Below are 22,402 nucleotides of genomic sequence, written 5' to 3'. Positions count from 1 at the left end.
TAGAATATAACTGTGTTAATCTCACTTTTAAGGTTTTAAAGAGTTATTTGACGTATTCAACTGTAATAGGTCAACCCCCTTGTTTCCTATGGAAAAATAAATAGAATTAAAATAGTAAATATTTTGCGTGAATAGGTATTGTGATGGTGTGAATATGAAAAACAGCTTAAATTACAGTATTTTTACTTTAAAAATGTGTTAAATGGTTTTTTTATTGTAAAGACTGCTATTTACCCCTATTTCCACTGTGTACTATAAATACAAGTAGTGATGTATATTCACATGTTAACTACAACACTGCGTGTGAATTACACATTCACAACGTAAAAGTGGACAATCATCGGAGGGGATGGAATACTTCCGAAACGAGGGATGCCTGCCGCAATCTGAGGGGATTTGCGGCTGCCTTCCTTCGGTATATATTGCCACTATTGAGGACAATGAAATGGAAATACGTGTCGAAATAAAAATGGATAACGGTTCTATTGACAGGACTGAGATAATCGGCAATTTTACTTCTGAAACGTTATTGAATCTCATGAACAAGTTCACCAACCTGTACAATTCTATACAAACAACTTCACAACAGACTGGTTTTGCTGCACCTCAAATGGTTAACACTCCTGCCATGCCGCCCCAACCAGTACAGACAGCTCAATTCAATCAACCTGCTTTTCAAACATCTCAAACCACACCACCCAAAACCCCAAGGACTCGTAACTTTGGCATTGCTGTTGAAGAATACAGCCAGCTAAAGAACGAGTCCCTTACCATTAAAGAACGATTGGAACTTTTCCTCAATTTTGAATACAAGGGACACTGGTTCACATCACTTGAAGTAAAAAGTGACTATGACCGGATATATGGCCCCATCAACCTGAGCACGGTGTCCACCTACCTCTCCCGATTATACCGGGAGGATAAACTTGAACGTACCGGTAACCGCAACCAGCGGAGATACTGTATAAAGGAACTATCAGAAATGCCCGAATATCCTTATGAGACAGCCCAGTTCCAGGCAATCAGGCAAAAGTAGATAGGGAAACTGCAGATCAGAAAAAAGTTGATTCGGTAATGGTAGATCCAGCAATGGTAAACCAGATAACGGTAAATCAGTTCCTGATACAAAAAAAAACGATAGTATCCAGTTCACTTAATCCAGTTCACTTAATCCAGTTCACTTAATCCAGTTCACTTAATCCAGTTCACTTAATCCAGTTCACTTAATCCAGTTCACTTAATCCAGTTCACTTAATCCAGTTCACAACGGCTCAGGTCCGCTGACATCATATACTGGTATTGTTCCAGCATGGAACTATGGATTCGTCTTGTGAACCGGGCCTGAAGTATAGAAACGAACAGTGAATTTTCACCTACTTTAACCTCTACGTCAGTAGGTTTGGCAGGAACAAGGTCAGTCGGAACCAGCACTGGACCGCTGCAGGATGTGCAGATACGAAAGTCGCGGTCCTCCTGGATTATGAACTCCCTGACCTCCTCATCCACGATAAAACTCTTGGCCACAGCTTCACGGTAAGACATGGTATTCACCCCATGGAACAATGTTCAGAGCAACGACATACTTTCGAGTTGCTCACGTACGATCTCGACTCCACGCTGACAATCTGCCGGAGATTTTCCTCCGGTTACTACCAGTTTACCGGAACTGAATATGAGAACTACTATCTTGGGTGATTTAATACGGTACACTAGTCCGGGGAACTGCTCAGGTTCATATTCAATGTTCTCGAAACCCAGGCCTACCGCAATTGCATTGAGATTCAGGTTCGTACCAAGGTCAGCTGAAGCAACGATGTTCTGTATGGTTATCTCAGGATCCATCAACACTTTCATGCCAAGAGATTCAATCTTCCTGGCAACATTGTTAATGACAATTGCCACATCTTCCACATTCTTTGCGCCGGTGCATACTACCTTACCTGAAGTAAAAATCAGAAAGGCTGCTTTCGGATTGGTAACCCGGTAGACCATACCTGGAAATTTAGCTTTATTATATTCTGCACCTTCAAGGACTGATTCAATGCTTACTAAATCAAAACTATCAGCTAATTTAGTTGAAGCAACCACGTTCTGTATCTTTATTTCCGATCCTGGCATTTTTTCACCGATGTATTATCTCAATGTATTCAATCATTGGTTAGAATAGTACATATAAACCGTGGCATGAACGATAAAACCTACGGAACGTAAATCCATGTTTTTTTTCCCATATTTTTTCCAGGATGATGGTTAGCTAATGTTTTATACATTCATCAACACTTTATGGAATATGACAGAATGCCTGGATGCCATATACCAACGGCGAAGCGTACGTACATTTACACCAGACCCGGTGGACCGCCAGACCATTGAAAAACTCATCCATGATGCCCAGATGGCACCCTCTGCCGGCAATCTCCAGGCAAGGGACTTTATTGTGGTAACAAACACAGCTGTCAAGAAAAAACTGAAAGAGGCTGCGCTTGACCAGAAATTCATTGTGCAGGCGCCTGTGATAATAGTGTTCTGTGCCAACACGCCCCGTTCAAGTCGCATATACAGCGCCCGGGGAGAACTCTATGCCATCCAGGATGCCAGCATAAGTGCAATGGTAATGACGTTGGCCGCCCATGATAGGGGCCTGGCCACCTGCTGGGTGGGGGCGTTCAATGATGCGGATGTAGCAGAGATACTCATGATCCCCCACAACATCAGGCCAGTCTGTATGCTGGCCCTGGGCTACCCGGCAGATACTCCGGACGCACCTGTACGCATGGACGCCTCAAAACTGGTACATTGGGAATCCTGGTAAAAAAGTACTACTTATTGTCCTTGATTCGCTTATTGTCCTTAATGTCCCTGTTGCCCTTGGTACCTTCTATTTCACCCCAGGTGTGCAAAAATCTCTGCACAGCCGTAAAATGGGACGTCACTGCAATCACCACTATTGTCCAGCCAAGCAGTTGCATAGAATACATTTGTCCAGTGTAGAAGATATTAGCAGCACTCACCATAATTATCAGGGCCAGTCTGTCTGCCCGACCCATGATGCCACCGTAATGCCGGGTACCTCCCACTGCCTGGGCCTGAGTGCCCATATAACTGGTTATCAGCACGCCGGTGATGGCAGCAACCCCTGCCATCCAGTGGACATATCCTGCAAAGAATATGCCGCAAATGATGAATGTATCTGCATACCGGTCGATAACATGGTCAAGGAAATCACCCCTATCAGATTGCATGTTGAACAATCGTGCCATGACACCGTCAACAGCATCAGTGAACGAGTTCAATATCACAAACACCAGTGCTGCAACCAGGTATATCCTGTTGTCATATGAATAATAATACGACACACCGGCCAGTATTGCAAAGACAAGAGATAATACTGATACCCGGTTGGGAGTAAGACCTATGCGTACAAGGACAGAAGCACAGGGTTCCAAAATAAAACTCACATAAGGCCTGTAATTATTCAGTGTCATCCGAATACCTCTTCGCTCCAGTCAAAACGTCCTGGCAGAAATCCCCGTAATTGCTCGTGATCACCTGACTCAAGCCACTGTATCATTGAGATTACCCCCCGTACAGCATCCTCGGGTATGGTCATGGTAGTCTCCAGTTCATAAACCCTTTCATACCGTTCCACCGCTTCCACCAGTATCACGTCTAAAGCTTCTGCTTCCATATTTTCCTGAACCTTTTGGGGTGGGTACCCCCTGTTCTCAAGTCTCTGTGCCAGCACACACGGACGGGTGCGAAGCACAATAAGCCCATCAATGCCCGTTAACAGGTGGGATAGGTGTCCTTCGAAAATCACGGTTGCGGTCCTATCTGCTACCAGTTCATCCACCCGGGCCTGGAGAGCTTCCATGTCCGCCTCAAATGAACCGCGCTGTTCATCTTTACCCGCGTGCAGGCCCTCACCTATTATCAAAGCATTGAGGTCGATTATCCTGTAATGCTGCTCCAGCAAAGCGCAAATAGAAGTCTTCCCTGTGCCCGGTGTACCGGTCAGTGCAATTATCATGAGGTTAATGCATCCTGCAGAGCACCTGCTACCCGTTTGTTCTGGTCTGGAGTGCCCACGGTTATTCTTATGAGCCCATCACCTGCATCACGAAACGAAGTGCAGTCGCGCACAATGATGCCTATCTTCACCAGCACTTCCACCACATCCTTGCTTTTCTTCGGTGATACATCTATGAGAATAAAGTTCCCTTCTGACGGATATACCCTGCAATGACCGGACAGGTGCTCGGTAAGGAATTTCCTGCCCTCATGAACATTATCAATGGTCTTCCTCCGGTAATCGACATCATCAAGTGCAGCCAGTCCGGCTGCCACGGCAATTCTGCTAATTGCAAAGGGAGTTGTTGCTTTCATGTATTCCCTGAATATCCAGTTGGGTACAACAGCATACCCTATCCTGAGTCCTGCCAGGCCCATGGCCTTGGACATGGTCCGGCCCACTACGAGATTGTCGTACTCTGATACAAGACATACCAGGCTTTTTGTGGCGAATTCAACATAAGCCTCGTCCAGAAAAACAATGGCGTTTGTTGACTCGACTATGGCCCTTACACCCTCCTCAGATATGGTATTACCTGACGGGTTGTTCGGTGAGCATAAATATATCATACGGGTGGAATCCTCGAGAGAGGAGATTATTGCCTGGACCGGCACACTATAATCATTCTGCCGCTTAACAAACACAGGTGTACCTCCCGCTGCCCTCAATGCAATCTCAAAATAGGAAAAGGTTGGAGTGGGTATAATGGCACTATTACCGGGCTGGACGAACAACCTCATAAGAGTATCGACCACACCATCCATACCTGCTCCCATGACCACCATATCATCCGGGTAGCCTGTGTAGGCTGCAAGTGCCCTGCGCAGTTCTCCTGCATCAACTGAAGGATACACACTAATGCTGTCCGCCATTGTGCGAACGGCCTCTACTGCTCTGGCGGACGGGCCGAGTGGATTCTCATTTGAACCAAGCTTGATTATATCCCCTGGTCTTAATCCATAACCTGCGACAATATCTTCTGTAGATTTGCCCGGTACATACTCGGCTATACCTTTGATGGAACTCTTGAGCAGGTCTTTCGAGTCAGTCATTGTGCTTCCTTTATGCCCCTGGCAACCACTTCTATTACGCGGTCAATCTGCTCTTTTGTGATAGTAAGAGGAGGTACGAACCTGAGCACGGATTCTGATGTGCAGTTCAACAGCACCCCGTTATTCCTTGCATGATCAACTACGGAGCCACATTTCATATCCAGTTCAACGCCAACCATAAGCCCTTTTCCCCGGATTTCAGTAACCCGGTCAAGTTCAAGGGTTTTCAATCCCTGCATCAGGTAATCACCCATCCGGGCCGAACGTTCGACCAGTTTCTCATCTTCCAATACCTTCAATGATGCCAGTGCAGCAGCACATACCAGCGGACTGCCGCCAAATGTAGCAGCATGGTCACCTTTTTGCATCTTTGTAGCCGTGTTTTCCTTTGCAAGCATGGCACCCATGGGGAGACCGCCAGCCAGTGCTTTGGCCAGTGTCATTATGTCGGGCTCCACCCCTGAATGCTCCTTTGCAAACCACTTTCCCGTCCTGCCAAACCCTGTCTGGACTTCATCAAATATCAATAACGCGCCGGAATCATCACAAAGGTCCCGGGCTGAACGCAAATATTCATCAGAAGGTACCCGTACCCCTCCCTCGCCCTGGATGGGCTCGATTATGACCGCTGCAGTATCACGGTTCACGCTGCCCTTTAATGATTCTACATTGTTATAAACGACGAATTCTACATGCTGCAATAGCGGTTGGAATGGTTCACGGTACTGTGACTTGTGGGTTACACTGAGCGCACCCATGGTACGACCATGGAAACTGTGCTCTGCAGCTACAAAATCGGTTCGTCCTGTAGCCCGGCGCGCCAGTTTCAATGCGCCCTCAACGGCTTCGGTCCCTGAATTGCAGAAGAATATCCGGTCCATGCCTGTCCGGGGCACCAGTTGTTCTGCCAGGTCGGCCTGCTGACGGGTATAATACAGGTTTGATACATGTATAAGTTCTGCAGCCTGCCGGCTAACAGCCTCAACCACAGCAGGATGACAGTGTCCCAGATTATTGACCGCTATGCCTGCCACGCAATCTATATATTCCCGTCCTCCTGTATCCCATACTACAGCCCCCGCACCACGAGAAATTGCTATTGGCTGGCGGGTATAGTTCTGGAAAACGTACTTCTGGTCCCTGTCAACGATATTTTGATATATGTCTGTCATTTGTACTTCCTTCCCTTGATAGAGGTCTAAAGTGATAAAATCTTTGATACCGGAGTAACCATGGAGTGATACATGGGTGAGGTTGACACCACAATAGAGGGATGGGGGGAGCAGATTGATACCTGAGATGCAATAGCAGATGCACAAAAAAATGAGAAACGATAGAAGAGTAAGAATATAAAAAAATCGATAAAAAAGTGGGAATACAAAAGAGAAGCTACACTATTTCTTTGACTTTTTCAGCCGCTTTCTTCAATTCATTCAATATTAATCCAAGCCCGCTTTCGTTGCTCGCCATTACCACAATAAGCGCATTCGGACCCGCAGCATATGTTATAAGACTGTTCTCATCTGTTTCCACAATGATTGATTTCGGTATTTCTTTACTGAGCCGCATGGTAGTGGATTCAGCAGACATGTGAAGTGTAGCGGTCAAAGCCGCGAAAGCTTCACTATCTGATTCCTGCGTGGCTCTTGAAACCATTAAAAGCCCGTGACGTGAGATTATAGCAGATAGCTTGATATCGCCTATGCCCTCCAGAGTAATCAAAACGTCTTCAAGCCTTTCTTTTAAGGTTGCGATATCACATTCCTCCCTTTTCGGTCGGGCTAATAGATTTGTTTAAGGTTGCAATAAAATAAATAACCACCGCCTGAAAAATGGTGATTGATACTTTCATTAATAGAAATATTTTATCTCCCATGACTGGATGAAGCATATACTCTATTACCGCTGCAATGAAAAAAAAGATCGAACCAACGAACATTAAATGAAATGAAATGATTATTCGATCGTACTCAAGAAAAAGCCTGGAACGTATAACGTCCGGGTCTGAATTTTTAAGTGTGGATGCTATGAGGAAAAATATGACAACTATGATTAAGCGGACAATAAAATCCACAGCACTGAACACAAAATATACATCAATATCTGCCATTAATCATCCTCAAAACTAAATCTGCCATCGTGATTTCAACGGTCTATTAATTGTATAATACTATTTATTACTTCCTTAATTGTCTATCATAAGTACATTTTCAATCAAAGTAAATGAGATATGCATCACACGAACATGGTCTCAGATACATTGACGGATCTATCTTTATGCATCAATACTTTTGCCACAGCACTTTGCAGATGAGCGTTCGTTACACATTCTTCATCATTACGTATGGCAAACATACCGGCCTCAGTGGCTATGGCCTTCAATTCAGAGCCGCTGGAACCCTGCGTGTTCTTAGCCAATTTATCAAAATCAATGTCTTGTGATAAAGCCATATTACGTGTATGGATCTTAAGAATGCTCTTCCTGGCTTCTTCAGTGGGCAGCGATACTTCAATGAACCTGTCAAACCGCCCGGGGCGTAGCATTGCTGAGTCGAGTATATCCAGTCTGTTCGTCGCGGCAAGGAGCCTGACATCACCCCTGGGATTGAAACCGTCCATCTCTGCAAGTAATTGCATCAACGTACGCTGCACTTCCCTATCTCCGGCCGTAGCGCCGTCATAGCGTTTTGCTGCAATGGAATCAAGCTCGTCAATGAAAATAATGCTTGGCGATTTATCTTTGGCCAGTTTGAACAGTTCACGTACCATCCTGGAACCCTCACCAATATATTTCTGGACCAATTCAGACCCGACCACCCTGAGAAAATTGGCACTTGTATGGTGGGCTACCGCTTTTGCAAGCATGGTCTTCCCGGTGCCTGGAGGGCCGTATAGCAACACTCCATTTGGAGGATCAATCCCGATTTTTTCAAACGCTTCAGGTTTCGTGAGTGGCAATTCCACTGCTTCCCTGAGTTCCCTTATCTGGTCATCCAGACCTCCAATTTGTGAATATTCCACTTCAGGTGATTCAATAACTTCCACACCCCTAATGAGGTGACTTCTTGATGTAGGGAGCACACCGATCACAGCCAGTGTCTGCTGGTTCATAGCAACCTGTATACCCGCTTCCAGTTCGGATTCTTTTATGAATTTAGATAGCCCGACCACAAATTGTGGGCCTGTGCTACTTCGTACAATGAGTTTACCATTTTCAAGTACATCCATAATTGTTCCGACAATCAATGGTGAGGTCTTCAGCCGTTCAAGTTCACTCTTAAGCTGTCTCAATTCGCGCTCGAATTTCAACTTTTGAGATTCAGCATAACGTTTTTCAGCTTCAATTTTATGATTCTGCTCACGTAACAGATGATTTCGTTCTTCAAGTTGACTCATCCTGTCAGCCATATATCTGGAAAAATCATCATTTCCAAGTTCAGGTGGAACTTTTATCGATAATCCTTTTGCAGGTTTGTCCTCTAAAATCTCTGCCATTTAATTAATCTCCGAATATTATTTAAGTCCAAACGATATATAGCCTTTTCGAAGGAATGGTTTTTAATGCAATGTGAAATTTGCGGTGTTGAAATAATTGGGAAACCCAGAAATGTAGTCGTTGAAGGAACTGAAGTTGAAGTTTGTGGAAAATGTGCCCAATATGGTACAGCACCCCAGTCATGGTCACCTGTCTCAAAAAAGATGGCCCCTATAAGCAAAGCACCATTGCTACGTACAAAAAAGCCCAAACCCAATCCATTCAATAATATGGGTGAAGAAATAGTCTCTAACTATAGTCAGGTTATTAGAGAGGCCAGAGACGAAAAAGGATGGAGCCAGGAAGAACTTGCTCTCAGGACCAAGGTCAAAGTATCCCTTATCAAGAAAGTCGAGCGGGAAGAGATAATGCCTGAAGACTCGCTTCGTAAAATATTAGAAAAAACCCTTGACATTAAACTTACCGAGCGCGTAAGCAGTGACCTGATGGAGGAAGGAGGTATGTTTAAAGGTACCACATTAGGTGACATTGTTAAAATTAAAAGACAGTAAAGGGAAATAAAAAAAAGACAAACGTGAAAACGTACACCTGAACTCTCTTATGTCTCAATTATTTTACTTAAGTTCGTGTGTTAGTCAAAGTCTTCGTCGTCGTCTTGTGAATGAAGGTCCATCTCAGGAAGTTTGTCTATATCTGAGGCAAGTTTTGAAAATATCGAATGTTGAGGGCTCACGATAATTACATGAGCAGGGGGATGTATTTTCTTCAGTCTGCCAATGGCCGAACTGGCATGATCTCCCAATGGGACTACAGCTGCACTACCACAAGGACTCTTAAGATTAGTATGCATGACATCTACAAGTACATTGTCAGCCTTTCGAGGGTCCATTTGCTTTGGACTGTCATCAAAAGACATGTGACCATACCTTACAAGGTCTCTTAGCGCGATATTTACTTTTGAGCTGCTATCAGCCCTTATTACAGCAAACGATTTCATTTTATGCACCCACTTAATAGTTTTTTTAACTTAAATTATATATTAGCTTTCTATGTCCAGATATACATTAAAGCTAATTTATAATAATGTATATTCTCTGTAAGTACTTAAACTCTTTGATATTAATTTTTGTCTGGATTGCACTACATTGATTATTCAGGAGAGTAACTTTTAATACAAATGTCCAATGCTGTCAATTTCCCAGCATTTCACTGAAATCCAGTTGTCTTGTGTCCTTTCTTACCTGGAATAATTGCCGTGCAATGATTGTCACGTGGTCCCTGTATTCAGGGAGGGTGTATACACCCATCCTCCAGTTGTCCATATGAGCCTGTTCAAGGTTGTTCACGATAGGAGAAACCAGTTCAAGGCTTACAAGCCTATCGTTGACAACAATCATGGCTTTCATTTCAGTCATATCAGGCATATCAGGAATATCCACCAGTACATATCCTTCAGGTATACCTGCTTCCTCTGCCAGTTCTTTTTCCAGTCTTTGAGGATTGCTACGATACCGTTCAACCATATCACCTGAAATCGACGACAAACTTGTATAAAGTGAACGTTTGAATAGTTTTCTGTTCCGTATCCGGTCAATCAATTCGCCAGCATACCCCCCTGCCTGCATTAATGCTGTTTCCAGAATTCCATCATCCATAGACTGCAATCCAGTCGGGTCCAATGTACCATCAGATATTGCATGCTCGCATGCTCGTAGTAACATGGTCTCTGCTATCCTGCTCACATGATGGTAATATACTGTAGGGTGCATAAAGAACCGGGAAACCAAAAGGCTCTCAGCCGCCTGTAATCCTCCTGAACCTATCACAAAACGCCCTTCATGAAAATTCAATGAATGTATCAACCTTTCCAGGTCGATGACACCATATGCCACTCCTGTATAATGGGCATCACGTACCAGATAGTCCATTCGATCCATATCTATTTCACTGTTCAGTATGTTACCTAACGTAGTATCTCCTTTCACATGAGCCATGATAGAGGAAGGCTTTATCGAATATTTGTCCAATACAATCGATATTTCGGGTTGCCTCAGGATATGCAGGATATCATCATGCCCATGCCTGGTATAACAGCGGATGAGTTCTTCTGTTACGTGGGAGAAAGGACCGTGCCCCACGTCGTGCAGCAAAGCAGCAGCTTTAATTTCTTCTGGTTGGGGGACATCTATTTGTTCCAGCAACTGGCAGGTAAGATGATAAGTACCCAGTGAATGTTCAAACCGGGTATGGTTGGCCCCAGGATAGACAAGGTGAGATAAGCCTAACTGACGGATGCGCCGCAAACGCTGCATCTGGGGAGTATCAAGCAAGGCCTGTGCAAGTTCATCCAGTTCTATATAGCCGTGTACCGGATCTCTCACCACTTTCATGGAAAAAGGATTACGTTTAAAGCAGATAAACGTATGCAGTGTTCGAGATGTCGTCATATGACCTTCACTCAAGGAAATAAAACAGGATTACGTGTTCATTACCAGGTCAAAGAGACTATTGTGACCATAGGAGCAGACAGCAATGAGTATATCGAGGTCGCAAAAAAATCGATCCGAAACCAGCGTATGTTACTTGAGGCGTATATTATTAAAGATCCGTTCTTTAAGGTCACCCTTGAACTGTATGAAGTCCCGGAATCTGCTCCCGGTATTGTCCGCAGGATGGCAGATGCGGCCGGTGTCATGGGTATAGGACCCATGAGTGCGGTGGCGGGAACCATTGCATCATATGCTGTGGAAGCCATGATGGAGGCTGGCGCCGGATATGCATTCGTAGACAATGGCGGCGATATCGCACTGGTCACTGATAGGCCCCTGGTATTGGGGATATATGCAGGTGAGGCTTCTATCAAAGACCTGGCACTGGAAGTCCAGCCTACAGATAGGATCCTGGGCATCTGTACCTCTTCGGGTACTGTGGGTCCTTCCATAAGTTTCGGGAGTGCTGACGCCGCACTGGTAGTATCCGGAAATGTATCGCTGGCAGACGCTGCGGCCACTGCGTTGGGAAATGCAGTAATGGATGAAGGAAACATGGAAGAGGCGTTTGATGTGGTAAGAGGGATAAACGGTATCCAGGGTGCTCTGGTTGTTAAAGGTGACAGGTTTGCGGTGTGGGGCACACCTCCACGACTGGTAAGTGCGCGAATGAATCACGACCTCATTACCAGAGGATAGAACTTATACCTTAACAAAAAAATAAAACATGTATGAAAGTATCAAAAACGGTCTATCTTTTCGCAATAGCATGTATTTTTCTCACTACGGCTTCACCTGGATGTATTGATTCTTCAAATACATATCTGGAGACACAAAATAATTGGACGGCACATAAATATTGTCTCTCGATAGATAAAGGTCCGTTCATGAGGGATGCTTTGCTCGACGACCCCTGTGTAATTAAAGAGAACTCTGCATATGTGATGTATCTGACCGGTAACATGGGATCGGTGGGGCAAGATGTGGTTCCCTACCGTGCCACATCAAATGATGGCATGAATTGGGAAATCAATCCTGTTCCGTTGTTGTCAAAGGGTAACACAGGTAATGATTTCGATTTTGCAAGGTTGGAATCACCTTCAGTGGTTTTTTTCAAGGGGATGTACCACATGTATTACACAGGGGTCAATTCTCTTCTCATGGGTGAGAGGTCAATTGGGCATGCGACGTCCACCGACGGAATAAAATGGTCAAAAGTAAAAGATAATCCAATGCTAACTCCTTCAGGAAACTTTTTTGGCTGGAACGCCTCACAGGTTGCAGAACCGGGAGTGTTGGTATTTAATGATAAGGTTTACCTGTATTTCAGCGCTGTAGGACTGCAGGATGATGGAAATTTATCCAATACCAAACGCACTATTGGGCTGGCCATATCAGATGATGGCTATTATTTCGGGTCTCCGATCAAAGTACTGGAACAGGGTCCTTTGTACCCTCCACATGAAGGATATCTGGGTTATTCGACTCCGGCAGCAGTAATATATGAAGGGGAGGTCCATTTATTTTATGATGTTTTCATGAAGTCTGATAATGAGGTACCTGCATATGTTCAGGTAGCATTACACCATGCGGTGTCCCCGGATGGAATAAAGAATTGGGTAGAAGATGAGGATCCTATCTTCACCAGAGACAGCTTTAGCTGGAGCAAGAGAGAGGTACGTGCCCCAACGGTGATTGTTGATGAAGGCCGATTGAAGATGTGGTTTGCCGGGGATGATTATCTTGAACAGGGAACGTTTTGTATCGGGTATGCCACGTATGAAGGATAGTAATGGCCACTGCAACAACAATCACAGGAACGCCGTGAATAAAGTGGTTTGTTGGATATCCTTGTGTTGTTGAAGCAAGGCTGCAAATACTACGGTTTCATAATTATTAGTTACCCTCTGGGCTTTGAGCCTCTTTTTATTCCCTACTTTGCGTTCTCATCCTCTTCCCAGAGGCCGAATAGGTTATTCTCGGTATCCATGCAGGTCGCCAGATATCCCCACCCTGGTACGGTCATCTTTGGTGCTACGATTTTGCCGCCGAGTTTTTCTACCTTTGCGAAATATTCATCTACAGAAGGGACTCCGATATAGTTGGAAATTCTCTGTTCAGGTGCTCCCCTTTTTCCCAATCCACCTCTGATCCCTTCTTCACCATCCAATGCTGTGGTCTCGATAAGGTAGTATTCCATTGGACCTGGAGGCTTTTCTATCTTCCAGCCAAATAATTTGGTATAGAATTTTTTTGCCCGCTCAGGATCATCTGCTGCAATATCAAAATGAACAATTGTTGGCATAATATCACTCCATGAGATTATTTAACCTGGAAGTTATATAAAATTAGTGCTATCTCTTAAAAAAAATAAAGAAAAATAAAGTTAGAGTGAGCATAGCAGCGATCCAGAGTTCCCAAGGGCTCTCGCACCTCAGTACAATAAGGAACGTGGGAAGGCTTTTCTACTGTGTTCGGGATGGGTACAGGAGTATCCCCTCCGCTATGGCCGCTATACTCACATATGAAATGTGTATTTACGAATTACAACCTGGATATCGCCTGAAACAAGCCCCGAAGGACTTGCATTCTAGAAATCTTACTTTAAAGATCAGCAAAGTGACACGGACAGTTAGTGGCCGACGGACTGAACACCTCGTTGCCTTGGTGCGTACATCCCGACTCTATCAACCTCATCTTTTATGAGTGTCCTTAATGTTGTCTCTTTTTAGGACGGGTTTCGGGCTTAGATGCTTTCAGCCCTTATCCCTTGGTGCGTAGCTGCTCGGCAATGCCTTGTCAGACAACCGATCCACCAGTGGCACCGCTGCATAGTTCCTCTCGTACTAAATGCAGCTTTCCTTCAGACAACCTACACCTCTAGTAGATAGTAACCGACCTGTCTCACGACGGTCTAAACCCAGCTCACGATCTCCTTTAATAGGCGAACAACCTCACCCTTGGCCGCTGCTGCACGGCCAGGATGGAAAGAACCGACATCGAGGTAGCAAGCTTCCGGGTCGATATGTGCTCTTGCCGGAAACGACTCTGTTATCCCTGAGGTAGCTTTTCTGTAGTCAATGACCCCCATCAAGAAGGTACATTGGTTCGCTAGACCCGACTTTCGTCTCGCGATCCCTTGCTTTGCGAAATCACGTAAGGCTGACTTATGCTCTTGCACTCTTCAGTGGGTTTCCGACCCACTTGAGTCAACCATTGGGCGCCCTTGATATCTTTTCAAGGGCGTGGCGCCCCACCCAAACTGCCCACCTACAGGGGTCCTCATCTCTGAGTTAGGGTCGTAATCCCAAAAGGGTAGTATCCCATTTGTGGCTCCACCATGGCTGGCGCCATGGCTTCGATGCCTCCTACCTATACTGTACATCTAAGATCACAACACAGCTGCAGGCTGCAGTAAAGCTCTACGGGGTCTTCACTTCCCCCTAGAGGTCTCTAGACTCTGCACTAGAATGTAAAGTTCACCGGATTCTGGCTAGGGACAGTAGAGCTCTCATTGGTCCATTCATGCGAGCCGCCAATTAAGCGGCAAGGTACTACGCTACCTTAAGAGGGTCATAGTTACCCCCGCCGTTTACAGGCCCTTAGTCCCGTTGAACCGGGGTTTCAGGTACCTGCACTGGGCAGGATTCACTGACCGTACTAGTCCTTTCGGAGTTGCGGTCAGCTATGTTGTTATTAGACAGTTAGAGCTCCCTGGTCACTGCGACCTGCCGTTTGCACGGCAGGCACTCCTTCTTCCGAAGTTACGGAGCTAATTTGCCGAATTCCCTTAGCCAGTGTAATTCCGACACGCCTTAGTCTTCTCAACTAGGGGCACCTGTGTCAGTTCTCGGTACGATCACTATAGCTCCCTTTTCACGGTCACCTGGGATAAGTTGACTTTCGCCATCACACATTCATCCGCTTCTCGCCATTACGGCTCTCCACAGATTTCGGTGCTTAGACAGCCTGACATATGACTGTTCAACCTACCCGGATGCGTCAGTTTAAATGCTAAAGTGGTACAGGAATATTAACCTGTTTCCCTTTTGACATACTCGAATTACGGTATATCTTAGGATCGACTAACCCTCGGCTGATAATCATTGCCGAGGAAACCTAGCCCCTACGGCGATCGGGATTCTCACCCGACTTTGCTGTTACTACTGCCAGGATTTTCTTATCCGAATGGTCCACAGGACCTCACGGCCCTACTTCTACCCAAACGGATTGCCTTCCTACAAAATCACCTTTCGGTGTTCCATGGTATCGGTGGTCGGCTTGAGCCCCGTCCATCTTCGGGGCCCCAAACCTCGACTGGTGGGCTGTTACGCACTCCTTAAAGGATAGCTGCTTCTAAGCTCACCTTCCAGTTGTTTAGGGCCTGGGACACCCTTTAGTGTTGACACTTAGCCGACACTTGGGGACCTTAACCATGGTCTGGGTTGTCTCCCTCACGGACTACAAGCTTACCCCGTAGCCCGGACTCCAACCTTCTACGACGACGGCGGTTTTGGAGTTTGAGATGGGAGCGAGAGATTTCTCTCCCGGATTCCCAATTCAGTGCTCTACTCCGCCGACAATCTCCGGTCAGGTCATGCTGCGACATGTTTCGGAAGGAACCAGCTATAACCTAGCTCGATTGGCCTTTCACCCCTAGACACAGGTCACGCGAATGATTTGCAGATCAATACCGCTTGCGGCCCTCCACGTAGCTTTCGCCACGCTTCAGCCTGCCCACGCCTAGATCGCTAGGATTCGGGTCGTATCCCAGTGACTCCACGCACTTATATACGCCGCACCTTGCCCGAAGGCTGCGTGCTTGTTGCTTTCGCTTTGGCTAACCAAATTTAATTTGTTAACCTCGCCACTTGAATACACTCCCTGGCCCGTTCTTCAAAACGTATGATACGACGCCGGCAACATTACTCGTACTACAGCCTCGCGACTGATTCCTTCGTAATGCAGTTCCTTTCACGCCGTATCGCTCCATCACCATCCGATTTCAGGCACTTTGCACCTCCCTTTTTGGGGTACTTTTCAGCTTTCGGTCATCCTACTATTGCGCTATCGGTCTCAAGATGTATTTAGTTTTGGAAGTTGATGTCTCCCAAATTCCCGCGAGATTTCCGACCCGCGGTACTCAAGACTCCGACCACAATCCATCGATTTACGTCTACGTGACTATCACACTCTATGGTTTGACGTTCCAGACAAATTCGACTTCAACGATTAGGACTGTAATTGGTCGGGCTTGTAACACCACATCTCCCTGCTGTTACCAACAGGGATTCAGTTTGAACTTTACCGGTTTCACTCGCCGTTACTTACGGCATCTCGTTTGATTTCTTTTCCTGCCCCTACTAAGATGTTTCAGTTCGGGGCGTTCCCGATCATGACTGATCTACACCGAAGTGTAAAGAGTTCTCATTAGGATATCCTCGGTTCAACGGCTCCATGCACCTCGCCGAGGCTTATCGCAGCTTGGCACGTCCTTCATCGGCTCTTGAGCCCAGCCATTCACCGGATGGTATAATTGCCAGTTTCCGCTTCACTTTATTTCAGTGAGCGTCCAGGTTGCAATTCGCTTATACACGGCATCATATAGCATGATTAGTGGTATTCCAATCCGCCCTCAACCCTTCCTTAAGGCCATTATGACCAAAAGTGCATTCGATTGTTAATATAATTGTTACTCTGTTACCAGAGTAAATGGACCCGCTGGGACTCGAACCCAGGGCCTCTGCCTATTTTGCGTAGAGTACTTGCGCACCCTCAGTTGCAAAGGCAGCGATCTTCCAACTGATCTACGAGCCCTTTGATGAAATTGAAGTCTGCCAACATGTGTTTCACCGTTGACGACCAACGTCAATTCACATCATTTGGACTCGTGGTCTTCGAATCATCGTTATCTCTTCTCTTGTACTGGCAGTTTTTCGGCTTCTGACCGGCGGCGCGTCCAGATCGTAATGTCTGGGCGTTGCGTTAGGAGGTGATCCAGCCGCAGATTCCCCTACGGCTACCTTGTTACGACTTAACCCCACTTGCGAAGCCCAGGTTCGAGCATGATAGTGTCATGCCCTCACCAAGACCTCACTCGCATGGTTTGACGGGCGGTGTGTGCAAGGAGCAGGGACGTATTCACCGCGCTATGTTGAAACGCGATTACTACGGATTCCAGCTTCATGAGGGCGAGTTACAGCCCTCAATCCGAACTACGGTTGGTTTTAGGAGATTACCGTCCCCTTTCGGGGTAGGTGCCCATTGTGCCAACCATTGTAGCCCGCGTGTAGCCCGGGAGATTCGGGGCATACTGACCTACCGTAGCCCGTTCCTTCCTCCGCTTTAGCAGCGGCGGTCCCCACAGTGTGCCCATCGTTCCGGAGAACATGCTGGCAACTGTGGGCGCGGGTCTCGCTCGTTGCCTGACTTAACAGGATGCTTCACAGTACGAACTGACGACGGCCATGCACCTCCTCTCAGCGATTCAGGTAAGACCTTCAGCCTGACCTACATATTGCTGTCGCACCCGGTGAGTTTTCCGGCGTTGAATCCAATTAAACCGCAGGCTCCACCCGTTGTAGTGCTCCCCCGCCAATTCCTTTAAGTTTCAGCCTTGCGACCGTACTTCCCAGGTGGCTCGCTTAACGGCTTCCCTGCGGCACCAGACACGGACGCACCGTGCCTGACACCTAGCGAGCATCGTTTACGGCTAGGACTACCCGGGTATCTAATCCGGTTTGCTCCCCTAGCTTTCGTCCCTCACCGTCGGACCCGTTCTGGTAAGGCGCCTTCGCCACAGATGGTCCCCCAAGGATTACAAGATTTCACTCCTACCCTTGAAGTACCCCTTACCTCTCTCGGTCCCAAGCCTGACAGTATCCCTTAGAAGCCTGACAGTTAAGCTGTCAGATTTCCCAAAGGACTTTTCAGGCCGGCTACGGACCCTTTAGACCCAATAAAAACGGTTACCACTCGGGCCGCCGGTGTTACCGCGGCGGCTGGCACCGGTCTTGCCCGGCCCTTGCTAACAAATGAGTGTTAATCATCTGGACAGCCAACATTTGATGCTGGCACTCGGGGTTCCCTTATCGCGGTTTCCCGCATTGTAAAGTGTTCGCGCCTGCTGCACCCCGTAGGGCCTGGATTCGTGTCTCAGAATCCATCTCCGGGCTCTTGCTCTCACAACCCGTATCCGTCGTCGGCTAGTAGGTACGTTACACCCACTACTACCTGATAGACCGCAGACCCATCCTTAGGCGCCGGAGCTTTGAACCATAGTGCATTCCAGCATCTATGATTTATCCGGTATTATCCCCAGTTTCCCGGGGTTATCCCAGTCCTAAGGGTAGATTGTCCACGTGTTACTGAGCAGTTCGCCATGTTCACGAAGAACATTTGACTCGCATGGCTTAGTCGAACCCCGATAGCAGTAACCTCTGGCAGGATCAACCAGAATTGTTAATCACACACATATTGGAAGTATTCGTTATCGGAATTATTAGGGTTTTGGTATATTGTCCAATTAATTCCCGATAATGTATTGATATACACCACCGATCAGAATTAACCGAACTGCCAATACTAACGTCGGACGAGAAATTGCCTTCTCGTCTCCATATTTATGATTGTGCCAAGGTCGGAGAGCAACCCTTCACTTTCGGGACTATTCCCAAAATCCGGGTCGACGCCGGGTAATGACCTCGGCCATTAGTTTAATTATTATTAGGAGGTGATACATTGAATGCAATGTATATTGCATCCAGCTTCCACATGCGTTTTCACGCGGATTGTGGAGTTTCTATGTATGTTGCAGGTAGTATTTAAGGTTGTTTACTACCTTGCCGAAACCGAGTTTTTTTTTCGGGTCGGCAACACATAATCACTCTGAGGCAGGTTGTTCCTGCCCATTTGAGCGCTCCCTTCAATTAGCAGGTTGGTATATAACTGTTGCGGTGATTTGTGTTCAAAAAGTCTACAGTTTGAAAAAAAAAATACGGCATTATCACATACCCAAAACATGGTGATACAGGATAAAACATAGACAGTAGACTTGATATACGCATCTACAGCCAAATTATATCTCTTCCAGGGGTGCTCCCATCTCTATCAACACCTCTCCAAACAGTAATTTTTCTATGACCTGGGCAACAAACCTGCGACGTTGATGCATCTGGATGTCTTCGTTCATCCTCAATTCAGAGTCGATCTGAACACGCACCAAGGCGAACCTGACTAATTCCTCATCCGTAATCTCAAGAGCATTTAATTCCTCAATAAGATACGGAAGACTATACGGGTCATCAATAGCCCTCGCCAGTAACAATATCTCCTCTGAGACACTGACAGTATCAACTTCAGTTTGCCCCATAAGCAACCGGAGCGTATCCACAGAAACATTATCTCTTAACATCCAACATCATTCCTTACCCATCAATTTTGAGCATATTTTAAGATCCTCAACCGTATTTACATTTACAGCAATCTTGTGATTGTCCAGAATATAATTATAATCATCCTGCTCCTCATGAATATTATCCGCATCAAGGATGTTTATACCTGAAGGTACTATCAACTGCCCATCCTTATTGAACACGGTATCCGGACGCAATCCCTTGGTCCTGCATACCGACAGCAGGTTATAAACGGAAAGAGCGGGCTGGGGAACCTCATGGTATAATACAATCACCTCATCCAGCAACTCAGGAGTTATCAGAGGCAGGTCAGCCATGACGATAAGCACCGGACCTTTGATACCGGCCTTTGTAATAGCATCCACCATATCAGACACATACCCATCTCCTGCAGTATTTACTACAATAACATCCCGGGCACAACCCTCAAGCCATTTTACCGTATCAGGACCATTCCTGGATGCGGCAATATAGATAGTATCCACATACCTGGAGCCCTCAAGGGCGTCCAGGGCATATTCTATCAATTTCTTGCCATTTATTTCCAGTAAAGGCTTTTCAACGGGCAGCTTCATCCTGCTACCACGTCCTCCCGCCATCAATAGGGCATCCAGACTACCAGACCCCCAGCATAAAATAAGAACAATGTGACCAGGGCTGCCAGGCGTCCCATCTCATGAGCTGCGCCAAGGCAATCCCCGTTAATACCGCCAAAATGCCGGTTCGATACTCCTACCACCCCAACCGAAGCTAAAATCCCTATAAACAAAGCACCAAGTCCTGCAATACCCACGGCAGCCGTACAAACCACTGCCGATATCAGCAGACTAATGATAAACTGCTTCTGACCAGTATAATCAGAAATCATTGACCCCATTCCCTGGTACAAAGGTTTTCCAAACCTGGCCGCTGTAAGCATGGAATGCTTGGATATGACCTCTGCACATAGCAACGCCATGCCCAGGCCAAACCACCCGGATCCAGTCCCCTGCATACTCCCCATAGCCTGTATGACAACGAACAGCGAAAGAATATAAATTATCACAAATGCCGCTCCTCCCGTGCCCAGTGCCACGTCTTTCATCGCACTGACCTTCTTCTGTGCACTCCCGTGGGCAGCAATACCATCCCCAAAATCAGACAGGGCATCAAGATGATGAATACCCGTTAGTATATAGATGGATACAATCACAACCACTGCAATAATACCAGGTTGGCCGGGCAACAGGACACCCAGTACGGTGGCCACTACAAGTAATATAAGACCTAGAAGTATGCCAACAACACTTGACAGGTAAGTCCGCTGCTGGAATTGCTCCAGTCTGTATGCTTTGCCCGCAGGCAGCGTGGTCAAAAATCCAATCGCTCCCTGCAATCCTTCCAGCAATTTCAAACCCCACCTCTGGTATACATACTTGAAGATACACCGCCAATGAGCCCGGCAACCACATCATCCATGAACGGTCCCAGTTCCTTGATCACCCCTGGTTTTAGTTTATCGAACCTGACATACTCGAACATACCTTTGTGACCGGCGATGTAGGTGGAGATACTCATACCCAGCACCTCGTCACATACAAGGAATGTCAGGTCTCGCTCGTATGAACTTTTACTCAGATTTGGCAGCTTTCCAGCCTCACCTGCCTGCTCAAGCTGGATACCCGCATAGATAAGGATGCACAGGTTGGGGTCGCTAAGAGCAATATCCAGTTCACGTTTGAACACCTCTTCTGCCTTCCCTTTCGTTTCAATTCCCGGGTGAGGTATATACAATTCCATAGCTGCAGCCAGTAGCACATCCTCAGATAGTCCCATCTCTGCCAGTATATCCCTGATATCAGACTCAAATCGCCTTTCTATCTGTGTCGGTCTGTCACTTTTTTCTGCTGATGGACTGTCTGAAAGTTTCGTATCAATCTCTCCGGGCCATACTCGTCATGTTACATTGTTCACATGCAATAAATATAATACACCCATGCTCCATGCAAACAGCAGAATGACAGCCGCACCCACTAACCTGGCAGCCTGTTCGATGTCTACCGCCTCAGGTGACCTCAACTCTTCACCAAGTATATAATGTCCTGGTTTTTCCAGCCTGACCCCCAGTGCCCCGGCCGCTGCAGCCATGGGCCAGCCTGAATTCGGGGAAGAGGTCCTGCTGTTATCACGCAGGCATATCTTCACGGCACCTCTAAAGCTACCGGTAACCAGCGCGGCTGCACTGATAAGCACCAGGGACAGCCTTGCAGGTATCCAGTTGAGAACATCGTCCAGCCTGGCTGATGGGCGTCCCATTTCAATGAATTCCTTGTTCCTGTATCCTATCATGGAATCCAGGGTATTGACAGCTTTGTACGCCAGTGCGCCTGGTAGTCCAAGTATGAGGTAGAACAGCACCGGTGAAAGTACACCGTCAACGAAGTTCTCAGAAATGGACTCGACCACAGCTGAAGCCATCTGGTGTTCATCCAGATTTGCAGTGTCACGGCTGACCAGCGCCTTAAGTGCTTTACGCGCTTCATCCTTATTCCCAGAACGCAGTAGATTCATGATGTGGCGGGATGTGTTCAACAGCATTCGAATAGAAAAGGTAGATTTTAAAAAATATGCCATTACCAGCAGCGCTGCAGTTTCATGAATAGAGGAAGCTATAAGCACCACCAGCATTCCCACAAGCAGTGAAGTTCCTGTTATGACCACGACTATGAGAATTCCCAGGACCCTGCGATCTTTCAATGGCAGATCCTGTAATACTGTTATGAACCGTCCCATCCAGACCACAGGATGTACAATACCGGGTGGTTCCCCGAACGAAATATCCATAATAAATGCCAGCAACAGCACTTCAAGACCTGGAGAGAAAAGAGATATCATAATGG

The 22,402-nt window shown here is 46.5% G+C and carries 22 protein-coding genes, 1 tRNA gene and 3 rRNA genes; 5 read left to right on the top strand and 21 right to left on the bottom strand.

All coding sequences use genetic code 11. The features are described 5' to 3' along the window. The first annotated feature begins 349 nt into the window (after positions 1-349). On the top strand, positions 350-1,036 hold the full coding sequence (locus K0A89_01940) for a hypothetical protein (protein MBW6517248.1): 687 nt from the start codon (positions 350-352) through the stop codon (positions 1,034-1,036). A gap of 215 nt (positions 1,037-1,251) precedes the next feature. Here the strand turns inward: K0A89_01940 and K0A89_01935 are convergent, their stop codons facing one another. Both K0A89_01935 and K0A89_01930 read right to left on the bottom strand, forming a co-directional pair. Continuing rightward, complete coding sequence (locus tag K0A89_01935) at positions 1,252-1,542, bottom strand: hypothetical protein (GenBank protein MBW6517247.1); 291 nt, start codon at positions 1,540-1,542, stop codon at positions 1,252-1,254. Between the two features lie 24 nt (positions 1,543-1,566). Continuing rightward, the gene (locus K0A89_01930; GenBank protein MBW6517246.1) at positions 1,567-2,118 is read right to left on the bottom strand and encodes a TATA-box-binding protein; all 552 of its coding nucleotides are present in this window, start codon (positions 2,116-2,118) and stop codon (positions 1,567-1,569) included. 172 nt (positions 2,119-2,290) lie between these two features. Here K0A89_01930 and K0A89_01925 point away from each other — a divergent pair, with 172 nt between their 5' ends. Next, positions 2,291-2,812: a nitroreductase family protein gene (locus K0A89_01925; GenBank protein ID MBW6517245.1), complete on the top strand. Its 522-nt coding sequence runs from the start codon at positions 2,291-2,293 to the stop codon at positions 2,810-2,812. Positions 2,813-2,819: 7 nt separating this feature from the next. Here the strand turns inward: K0A89_01925 and K0A89_01920 are convergent, their stop codons facing one another. From K0A89_01920 to K0A89_01890, 7 genes are all read right to left on the bottom strand, one after another. Further along, positions 2,820-3,485, bottom strand: coding sequence for a CDP-alcohol phosphatidyltransferase family protein (locus K0A89_01920; GenBank protein MBW6517244.1), 666 nt, complete (start codon positions 3,483-3,485; stop codon positions 2,820-2,822). After that, on the bottom strand, positions 3,482-4,030 hold the full coding sequence (locus K0A89_01915; GenBank protein MBW6517243.1) for an adenylate kinase family protein: 549 nt from the start codon (positions 4,028-4,030) through the stop codon (positions 3,482-3,484). Before K0A89_01915 ends, K0A89_01920 begins: the two co-directional genes overlap by 4 nt. Then, positions 4,027-5,124 carry a histidinol-phosphate transaminase gene (hisC, locus tag K0A89_01910; GenBank protein ID MBW6517242.1) on the bottom strand — a complete coding sequence of 366 codons (1,098 nt, stop codon included), beginning with the start codon at positions 5,122-5,124 and terminating at the stop codon, positions 4,027-4,029. Before hisC ends, K0A89_01915 begins: the two co-directional genes overlap by 4 nt. Then, positions 5,121-6,296, bottom strand: a complete 1,176-nt coding sequence (locus K0A89_01905; protein MBW6517241.1) for an acetylornithine transaminase — start codon at positions 6,294-6,296, stop codon at positions 5,121-5,123. The genes hisC and K0A89_01905 overlap by 4 nt, the downstream gene beginning before the upstream one ends. A 217-nt stretch (positions 6,297-6,513) precedes the next feature. Further along, on the bottom strand, positions 6,514-6,846 hold the full coding sequence (locus tag K0A89_01900; protein ID MBW6517240.1) for a roadblock/LC7 domain-containing protein: 333 nt from the start codon (positions 6,844-6,846) through the stop codon (positions 6,514-6,516). 34 nt (positions 6,847-6,880) lie between these two features. After that, entirely contained in the window at positions 6,881-7,234 is a 354-nt protein-coding gene (locus K0A89_01895; protein ID MBW6517239.1) for a hypothetical protein, read from the bottom strand. A 125-nt stretch (positions 7,235-7,359) separates the two neighbouring features. Then, entirely contained in the window at positions 7,360-8,619 is a 1,260-nt protein-coding gene (locus tag K0A89_01890) for a proteasome-activating nucleotidase (GenBank protein MBW6517238.1), read from the bottom strand. Between the two features lie 66 nt (positions 8,620-8,685). On the opposite strand from K0A89_01890, the gene K0A89_01885 reads away from it, so the two are divergent. After that, positions 8,686-9,171 (top strand): multiprotein bridging factor aMBF1, encoded by a 486-nt coding sequence (locus tag K0A89_01885; protein ID MBW6517237.1) that lies wholly within the window; start codon positions 8,686-8,688, stop codon positions 9,169-9,171. Positions 9,172-9,251: 80 nt separating this feature from the next. Here K0A89_01885 and K0A89_01880 read toward each other — a convergent pair whose 3' ends face one another. Beyond that, the gene (locus K0A89_01880) at positions 9,252-9,617 is read right to left on the bottom strand and encodes a DUF356 domain-containing protein (protein ID MBW6517236.1); all 366 of its coding nucleotides are present in this window, start codon (positions 9,615-9,617) and stop codon (positions 9,252-9,254) included. 193 nt (positions 9,618-9,810) lie between these two features. Further along, a complete protein-coding gene (locus K0A89_01875; GenBank protein MBW6517235.1) occupies positions 9,811-11,010 on the bottom strand; it encodes an HD domain-containing protein in 1,200 nt (399 codons plus the stop codon). A gap of 33 nt (positions 11,011-11,043) precedes the next feature. Here K0A89_01875 and K0A89_01870 point away from each other — a divergent pair, with 33 nt between their 5' ends. Continuing rightward, positions 11,044-11,808, top strand: a complete 765-nt coding sequence (locus K0A89_01870; GenBank protein MBW6517234.1) for a UPF0280 family protein — start codon at positions 11,044-11,046, stop codon at positions 11,806-11,808. 32 nt (positions 11,809-11,840) lie between these two features. Continuing rightward, positions 11,841-12,899 carry a hypothetical protein gene (locus K0A89_01865; protein MBW6517233.1) on the top strand — a complete coding sequence of 353 codons (1,059 nt, stop codon included), beginning with the start codon at positions 11,841-11,843 and terminating at the stop codon, positions 12,897-12,899. Between the two features lie 143 nt (positions 12,900-13,042). On the opposite strand, the gene K0A89_01860 is transcribed toward K0A89_01865, so the two are convergent. From K0A89_01860 to K0A89_01815, 10 genes are all read right to left on the bottom strand, one after another. After that, positions 13,043-13,414, bottom strand: coding sequence for a VOC family protein (locus tag K0A89_01860; protein MBW6517232.1), 372 nt, complete (start codon positions 13,412-13,414; stop codon positions 13,043-13,045). A 90-nt stretch (positions 13,415-13,504) separates the two neighbouring features. Continuing rightward, positions 13,505-13,626: ribosomal RNA gene (gene rrf / locus K0A89_01855) — 5S ribosomal RNA — on the bottom strand. A gap of 97 nt (positions 13,627-13,723) precedes the next feature. Then, positions 13,724-16,657, bottom strand: a 23S ribosomal RNA gene (locus tag K0A89_01850). A gap of 165 nt (positions 16,658-16,822) precedes the next feature. Beyond that, positions 16,823-16,926, bottom strand: a tRNA-Ala gene (locus tag K0A89_01845). A 170-nt stretch (positions 16,927-17,096) separates the two neighbouring features. Further along, positions 17,097-18,568 (bottom strand): 16S ribosomal RNA (locus K0A89_01840). Together the 16S, 23S and 5S rRNA genes with 1 tRNA gene alongside form the textbook arrangement of a ribosomal RNA operon. 618 nt (positions 18,569-19,186) lie before the next feature. After that, positions 19,187-19,480 (bottom strand): hypothetical protein, encoded by a 294-nt coding sequence (locus tag K0A89_01835; protein ID MBW6517231.1) that lies wholly within the window; start codon positions 19,478-19,480, stop codon positions 19,187-19,189. A 48-nt stretch (positions 19,481-19,528) separates the two neighbouring features. After that, positions 19,529-20,137, bottom strand: a complete 609-nt coding sequence (locus tag K0A89_01830) for an NTP transferase domain-containing protein (protein MBW6517230.1) — start codon at positions 20,135-20,137, stop codon at positions 19,529-19,531. After that, a complete protein-coding gene (cobS, locus tag K0A89_01825; GenBank protein ID MBW6517229.1) occupies positions 20,122-20,916 on the bottom strand; it encodes an adenosylcobinamide-GDP ribazoletransferase in 795 nt (264 codons plus the stop codon). Before cobS ends, K0A89_01830 begins: the two co-directional genes overlap by 16 nt. After that, complete coding sequence (gene cobZ, locus K0A89_01820; protein ID MBW6517228.1) at positions 20,913-21,440, bottom strand: alpha-ribazole phosphatase CobZ; 528 nt, start codon at positions 21,438-21,440, stop codon at positions 20,913-20,915. Before cobZ ends, cobS begins: the two co-directional genes overlap by 4 nt. An 18-nt stretch (positions 21,441-21,458) precedes the next feature. Next, positions 21,459-22,397, bottom strand: a complete 939-nt coding sequence (locus tag K0A89_01815) for a cobalamin biosynthesis protein (protein ID MBW6517227.1) — start codon at positions 22,395-22,397, stop codon at positions 21,459-21,461. Between the last annotated feature and the right edge of the window lie 5 nt (positions 22,398-22,402).

It is taken from the genome of ANME-2 cluster archaeon (genome assembly GCA_019429385.1).
Classification (GTDB): domain Archaea; phylum Halobacteriota; class Methanosarcinia; order Methanosarcinales; family Methanocomedenaceae; genus Methanocomedens_B.
This window is presented reverse-complemented; position numbering and strand designations above follow the sequence as displayed.